Source organism: Mycobacterium sp. (assembly GCF_035314665.1).
Classification (GTDB): Bacteria; Actinomycetota; Actinomycetes; order Mycobacteriales; family Mycobacteriaceae; genus Mycobacterium.
Window position 1 is genome coordinate 1 of the sequence record NZ_DATFZD010000277.1, and the last position, 6,099, is coordinate 6,099.

Sequence of the window (6,099 nt, forward strand, 5' to 3'; positions counted from 1 at the left end):
GAACACCGTGGTGATCCCGGTCGCGCTGAACAGCGCCACCGCATCCTCGGTGTACTTGTCGAAGTCGGTGTCGAAGATGCCCTGGTACTGAAAATGCAGCCCCGAACCGACGTCGAACAATACCCACCGCAAGTAGTGCAGCCGCAACGGTGCGAGCACGTCGGGACTCCCGGCGATCGCTTCCTCGATCTGCTTGCCGTACGCCCGGACGGCTTCTTCACGCCCCTCTTTGACCTTCGCGATGATCGAAAAGCCATAGCAGGCAGGAGTTCTCGGATAGATCGGGCCGTACCTGCCCCGCTCGAGTTCGAAGTACCCCTCCTTGGGGATGGCCATTGCCGCGGGCTTGGTCCAGTCGTGATTTCTCGCCGGCATCTTCGTTCTCCATCCGCTTGCTCCGGTGTGCGCGAACACTACTCCCCGGGCATCGCCCAGATCCCGCTTTGGCCGACGACAAATTGGCTAGCCAACGATCATTTCGTCGCTGTTCATCTGCCGGCACCAGTCGGTCAATGGTCGCCAGCCCTGAGTTCCTCGAACGGCCCAGCGCGGACCAACAACAAGCCGCTAACCACCAGCACCCATCCGGGAAACGTCATCGTTACCCACATGCTGAGGTCGCTTGCGAGAAGCACGGCGACTGCAGCAAAATAGCTGAGGCCAACGAGCCAGCGTGGCATCAAGCCCGTCCTCAACCAGATCGTCGCGAGCGACATCATGAACACCGCGGCCATCCGGACCGCATAGGTCTTGGTCGACGACAACACAACCATCTTCCCGAGATCGATCATCTCAGCATGAGCGGCCGGGTCCGTCACGCCTGCGTTTGTCGCCACCAGACCGGCGGCCACCGACATTGAAACGAACATCATCGCCAGAAACAGCAAACCGCTACCCAGGAAGACAGTCGAGAAGAAGCGGTCTTCGTAACGCCCCAAGCCGTCGCGCACCACGCCGATGAACCAAAGGAAGCTGATGCCGGCAAATGGCATCAGCTCGGTTGCGGTCGCGATACCGCTGCGGCGACTTGTCAGCCACTCAGTCGAACCCTGCACGCCCTCGGGCATTTTAGTTCGGATTAAGATCAGCACGGCACCAAACAGCAGGGCGAACAACACACCGGCCAGTGCGGCCGCACGGGGTGTCGTCAATCGGCGAAGGCTGGGCCGAGACGCCATTGTCATGGTGTCATCCTGTCATCGGGCTTGCGCGCCAGGCGGGCTTTCACCGGCTACCTTCGACCCATCGCAGCCAGCCGATACATCGGCCCAGAAATCTCAGACGAGTTGCGCACTTGCACCGTCATTCCCCGATGCAGAAGAACTTGCCCGCAAGGGAGCTGACGGTGGCTGCGATGAGCTACCCGGGACATGCGCGTCCCGGATGTGCGATTGACTTAATCCGACCAGCTTGCTGGCGTCACGATGGGCGGGTCGCGGACGGTAGCGCGAGCGTACCGAAGCCGCCCGCCATCGCGTACGGGCGGCGGGCTCGGTCGGTCCATCCCCGCCAGCCCTCAATTCCTCGAACAGCCCTGCACGGACCACAAACCGCTGACCATCAACACCCAGACGGGGAACGGGACCCTGCAGAGCCAGAAGCTCAGTAGCGGTAGTGGTCCGGCTTGTACGGTCCGTCGACGTCCACGCCGATGTACTCGGCCTGCTCCTTGGTCAGCTTGGTCAGCTCGCCGCCGAGTGCGGCGACGTGCACGCGGGCGACCTTCTCGTCGAGGTGCTTGGGCAGCCGGTACACCTCGTTGTCGTATTCGTCGTTCTTGGTCCACAGCTCGATCTGGGCGATGACCTGGTTGGAGAAGCTGTTGCTCATCACGAACGACGGGTGTCCGGTGGCGTTGCCCAGGTTCAGCAGCCGGCCCTCGGACAGCACGATGATCGACTTGCCGGTGTCGGGGAAGGTCCAGAGGTCGACCTGCGGGCGGATGTTGGTCTTGGTGGCGCCGGACTTCTCCAGCCGGGAGATCTGGATCTCGTTGTCGAAGTGGCCGATGTTGCCCAGGATCGCCTTTTCCTTCATCGCCTTCATGTGCTCGAGCGTGATGATGTCCTTGTTGCCGGTGGTGGTGATGATGATGTCGGCCTCGCCGATCACGTCCTCGACCCGCTTGACGTCGTAGCCCTCCATCAGCGCCTGCAGCGCGTTGATCGGGTCGATTTCGGTGACGGTCACCCGGGCGCCCTGACCGGCCAGCGACTCGACACTGCCCTTCCCGACGTCGCCGTAGCCGCAGACCAGCACGGTCTTGCCGCCGATCAGCACGTCGGTGCCGCGGTTGATGCCGTCGATCAGCGAGTGCCGGCAGCCGTACTTGTTGTCGAACTTGGACTTGGTGACCGAGTCGTTGACGTTGATCGCCGGGAACGCCAGGTCTCCGGCCGCGGCGAACTGGTAGAGCCGCAGGACGCCGGTGGTGGTCTCCTCAGTGACGCCCTTGATCGACTCGGAGATCTTGGTCCACTTGTCCCTGTCGGTCTCGAAGCGCTTGCGCAGCAGGCTCAGGAACACCCGGTGCTCGGCCGAGTCGTCCTCTTCGTCGGGCGGCACCACGCCGGCCTTCTCGTACTGCGCACCGCGCAGCACCAGCATGGTGGCGTCACCACCGTCGTCGAGGATCATGTTCGCCGGCTCGTCCGGCCAGGTCAACGCCTGCTCGGCGGCCCACCAGTACTCCTCGAGCGTCTCACCCTTCCAAGCGAATACCGGTACACCCTTGGGCTCTTCGGCGGTGCCGTGCGGGCCGACGACGACCGCGGCGGCGGCGTGGTCCTGAGTGGAGAAGATGTTGCACGACGCCCACCGAACTTCGGCGCCCAGCGCCACGAGAGTCTCGATGAGCACCGCGGTCTGCACGGTCATGTGTAGCGAGCCCGAGACGCGGGCGCCTTTGAGCGGCTGCACGTCGTGGTATTCGCGGCGCAGCGACATCAGACCCGGCATCTCGTGTTCGGACAACTCGATATCCCGGCGGCCGTAATCCGCCAACGACAGGTCGGCCACCTTGAACTCGATGCCGTTACGAACGTCGGCGCTCAACGAATGTTCGGTCGTCGTCATGTGTGTAGGCCCATTCCTTCGTCATCAACTAATTAGCTTGCATATACATTAGTCCCCGACGCGGTGGTCCCCCATTGCCGGGTCAGTCGGGATCCTTGAACACACCGTAGCGTTCCGCGGCCGGCGTCATCAGCCGCGCCAGATCCGCTGCGACGTCGTGGTCGGCCTCCGGCGGCATCGACACGTAGCTGATGCACAACCGGACGATCGCGCGCGCCATGATGCCGGCGTCCTCGTCGCTGGCTTTAACCCAGCTGTCCTGAAACGTCGATGTAAGACGCGCCGAGCAGTGGGTGATGATCGGCCCGCTGTCGGTGGTGATGATCTGCAGCAGATCGGGTTTGGCCACACCGCTGAGCAGCGAGATGACCAGCGGGTCGGCGGCTGACTCCGAGAAGAAAGACCGAAAGCCCTGCAAGAAGGCCGCGTAGACGTCGCCGACGTTGGAGTAGATAGCGTCGTCGACGGCATTGACCAGTCGATCGGCCAGCCGCAGCGCGTAGCCCTGAGCAAGGCCTTGCCGCGACCCGAATTCGTTGTAGATGGTTTGGCGGCTGATGCCCGCGGCGCGGGCCACGTCGGCCAGCGTGATCGCCGACCAGTCACGGGTGAGTAGCAGCTCGCGCATCGCATCAAGCACCGAATCACGCAGAAGGGCCCGTGACGCCTCGGCGTACGGAACCCTTCTCACATGCGCGACATTAGCGCTTATTGCAACGCTCCTCATCGCCACACTCTGCGTCACGAACGTGCGACTTCCACCATCTCGAAGTCGGATTTCGCCGCGCCGCAGTCCGGGCAGCTCCAATCTTCGGGGATGTCGTCCCACCGGGTGCCGGGCGCGATGCCGTCTTCCGGCCAGCCCTTGGCCTCGTCGTACTCAAAGCCGCATTGGACACACACGAACAGTTTGTAGTCGCTCATTTCGTTAGCTCCATCGTTTCGAAATCGATCTTTTCGAGTACCGCGCAGTCCGGGCAGGACCAGTCTGCGGGGATCTGCTCCCAGCGAGTGCCCGCCGGAAATCCTTCTCGTGCAGCGCCTTTGGCTTCGTCGTAGAGGTAGTCGCAGCCGGGGCAACGGTAGGCGGCCATCAGGCCACCGCCCCGTAACGGGCCAGCACCTTGCGCCGCAGCCGTGGTTGCACGTTGACCCGACTGATGTCGCCGCTGTAATGCGCTAGCACCCGGTGGTCCATCAGCCTGCGCCACAGCGGCGGGAAGTAGGTCACGCCGATCAGCGCAGCGTAGCCGCTGGGCAGGTTCGGGGCGCCGTCCATGCTGCGCAGCGTCTGGTAGCGCCGCGTCGGGTTGGCGTGGTGATCGCTATGCCGTTGCAGGTGGTACAGGAACAGGTTGGTGACGATGTGGTCGGAGTTCCAGCTGTGCTCGGGTGTGCAGCGCTCGTAGCGACCGTTGGCGTTCTTCTGCCGTAGCAGCCCGTAGTGCTCGAGGTAGTTGACGGCCTCCAGCAGGCTGAAGCCGAAGACGGCTTGGATGATCAGGAACGGGATCAGCGCCGGGCCGAACACCGCGATCAGCACGGCCCACAACACCACCGACATCAGCCAGGCGTTGAGCACGTCGTTGGACAGGTAGGTCTTCGGGTTCCACGGGCCGGAGCCCTGCCGGCGTATCCGCTGCGCCTCCAGCCGCCAGGCCGAGCGCAGACTGCCGAAGACGCTGCGGGGCAGGAACTCCCAGAACGTCTCACCGAAGCGAGCCGACGCCGGGTCTTCCGGTGTCGCCACCCGCACGTGGTGGCCGCGGTTGTGCTCGATGTAGAAGTGCCCGTAGCCGGTCTGCGCCAGCGTGATCTTGGACAGCCAGCGCTCCAGCGACTCCTTCTTGTGCCCCATCTCGTGTGCGGTGTTGATTCCGACGCCACCCAAGGTCCCGACCGACAGCGCCAGACCGATCTTGGCCGGCCAGCTCAGCGGTCCGTCGTAGCCCAACCAGCTCAGGTCCGACGCGGTGAACAGGTACGCGCCGAGAACCATGCTGAGGTACTGGAATGGGATGAACAGGTAGGTGCAGTAGCGGTAGTACTTGTCGTTTTCCAGCCAGGCCATCGCCTCGTCGGGCGGGTTCTGCCCGTCGGCCCCAAACCGCAGGTCAAGCGCCGGCAGCACGACGTAGAGCAGGATCGGGCCGATCCAGAACAGCACCTGCGAGACGGTCTGCCAGCCGAATTGGTTCATCGCCCAGACGATCGGCAGGATCGTCAGCAGCAGCGTCGGGACGATCAGTCCCATCAGCCACAGATGGCGCTTCTTGTCCTGCCACACGATTGCGTTCGGGTCTATCGCCGCGGTCATATTGCCAACCTCCTCGTGAGTCAGAGCACTTGAGATTTGACAATACTGCGCTTTGCGTCTCCTGTCTAGACACAGCGTGCTATTTTGTAAACTGCCTAGGCAGGATCCAGCGTCGGGTCTTTCTCGGAGACGGCGGCCTGGCGGCTGGCCAGCACCGAGTACCGACGGCCGTAGCCCAGGTAGATGGCGATTCCGGCAACCATCCACACCCCGAAACGGACCCAGGTGATCACGGTGAGGTTCACCATCAGCCATAGGCACGCCAGCACCGAGGCGATCGGCAGCGCCGGCACCAGGGGCACGCGGAACCCGCGCGGTAAATCTGGCCGGGCGCGGCGCAAGACGATCACGCCGGCAGACACCAGCAGGAACGCGAACAAGGTTCCGACGTTGACCATCTCCTCGAGCTTGTCCGTCGGGAACGCCGAGGCAGTCGCCCCGACCAGCAACGCGACCAGCACGGTGATGCGCACCGGGGTGCCGCGCGAGCCGGTCTTGGCCAGCGACCGGGGCAACAACCCGTCACGGGCCATCGCGAACAGCACCCGGCATCCGCCGAGCACCAACACCATCACCACCGTGGTCAGCCCGGCCAGCGCGCCGACGGAGATGATGCCGGACGCCCAGTGCACGCCGTTGATCGCGAACGCGCTGGCCAGGTTCGCGTGATGCCCGTCAGGGGTGGTCTTCAGCGCGGTGTAGGGAAC

At 63.8% G+C, this 6,099-nt stretch carries 8 protein-coding genes; all 8 read right to left on the reverse strand.

Going from position 1 to position 6,099, the window contains the following annotated elements:
- Positions 1–375 (reverse strand): hypothetical protein (locus VKI00_RS19645; protein WP_324440345.1); only part of this gene is annotated, 375 nt, incomplete at its 3' end.
- 134 nt (positions 376–509) lie between these two features.
- Positions 510–1,184 carry a hypothetical protein gene (locus VKI00_RS19650; protein ID WP_324440347.1) on the reverse strand — a complete coding sequence of 225 codons (675 nt, stop codon included), beginning with the start codon at positions 1,182–1,184 and terminating at the stop codon, positions 510–512.
- A 418-nt stretch (positions 1,185–1,602) separates the two neighbouring features.
- Entirely contained in the window at positions 1,603–3,075 is a 1,473-nt protein-coding gene (gene ahcY, locus VKI00_RS19655; RefSeq protein WP_324440349.1) for an adenosylhomocysteinase, read from the reverse strand.
- Between the two features lie 82 nt (positions 3,076–3,157).
- Positions 3,158–3,802, reverse strand: a complete 645-nt coding sequence (locus tag VKI00_RS19660) for a TetR/AcrR family transcriptional regulator (RefSeq protein WP_324440351.1) — start codon at positions 3,800–3,802, stop codon at positions 3,158–3,160.
- Between the two features lie 14 nt (positions 3,803–3,816).
- Entirely contained in the window at positions 3,817–3,999 is a 183-nt protein-coding gene (locus VKI00_RS19665) for a rubredoxin (protein ID WP_260744282.1), read from the reverse strand.
- Positions 3,996–4,169 carry a rubredoxin gene (locus VKI00_RS19670; protein WP_324440354.1) on the reverse strand — a complete coding sequence of 58 codons (174 nt, stop codon included), beginning with the start codon at positions 4,167–4,169 and terminating at the stop codon, positions 3,996–3,998. Before VKI00_RS19670 ends, VKI00_RS19665 begins: the two co-directional genes overlap by 4 nt.
- The gene (locus tag VKI00_RS19675) at positions 4,169–5,392 is read right to left on the reverse strand and encodes an alkane 1-monooxygenase (RefSeq protein WP_324440356.1); all 1,224 of its coding nucleotides are present in this window, start codon (positions 5,390–5,392) and stop codon (positions 4,169–4,171) included. Before VKI00_RS19675 ends, VKI00_RS19670 begins: the two co-directional genes overlap by 1 nt.
- A 95-nt stretch (positions 5,393–5,487) precedes the next feature.
- A partial coding sequence (locus VKI00_RS19680) for an amino acid permease (RefSeq protein WP_324440358.1) occupies positions 5,488–6,099 on the reverse strand: 612 nt, incomplete at its 5' end.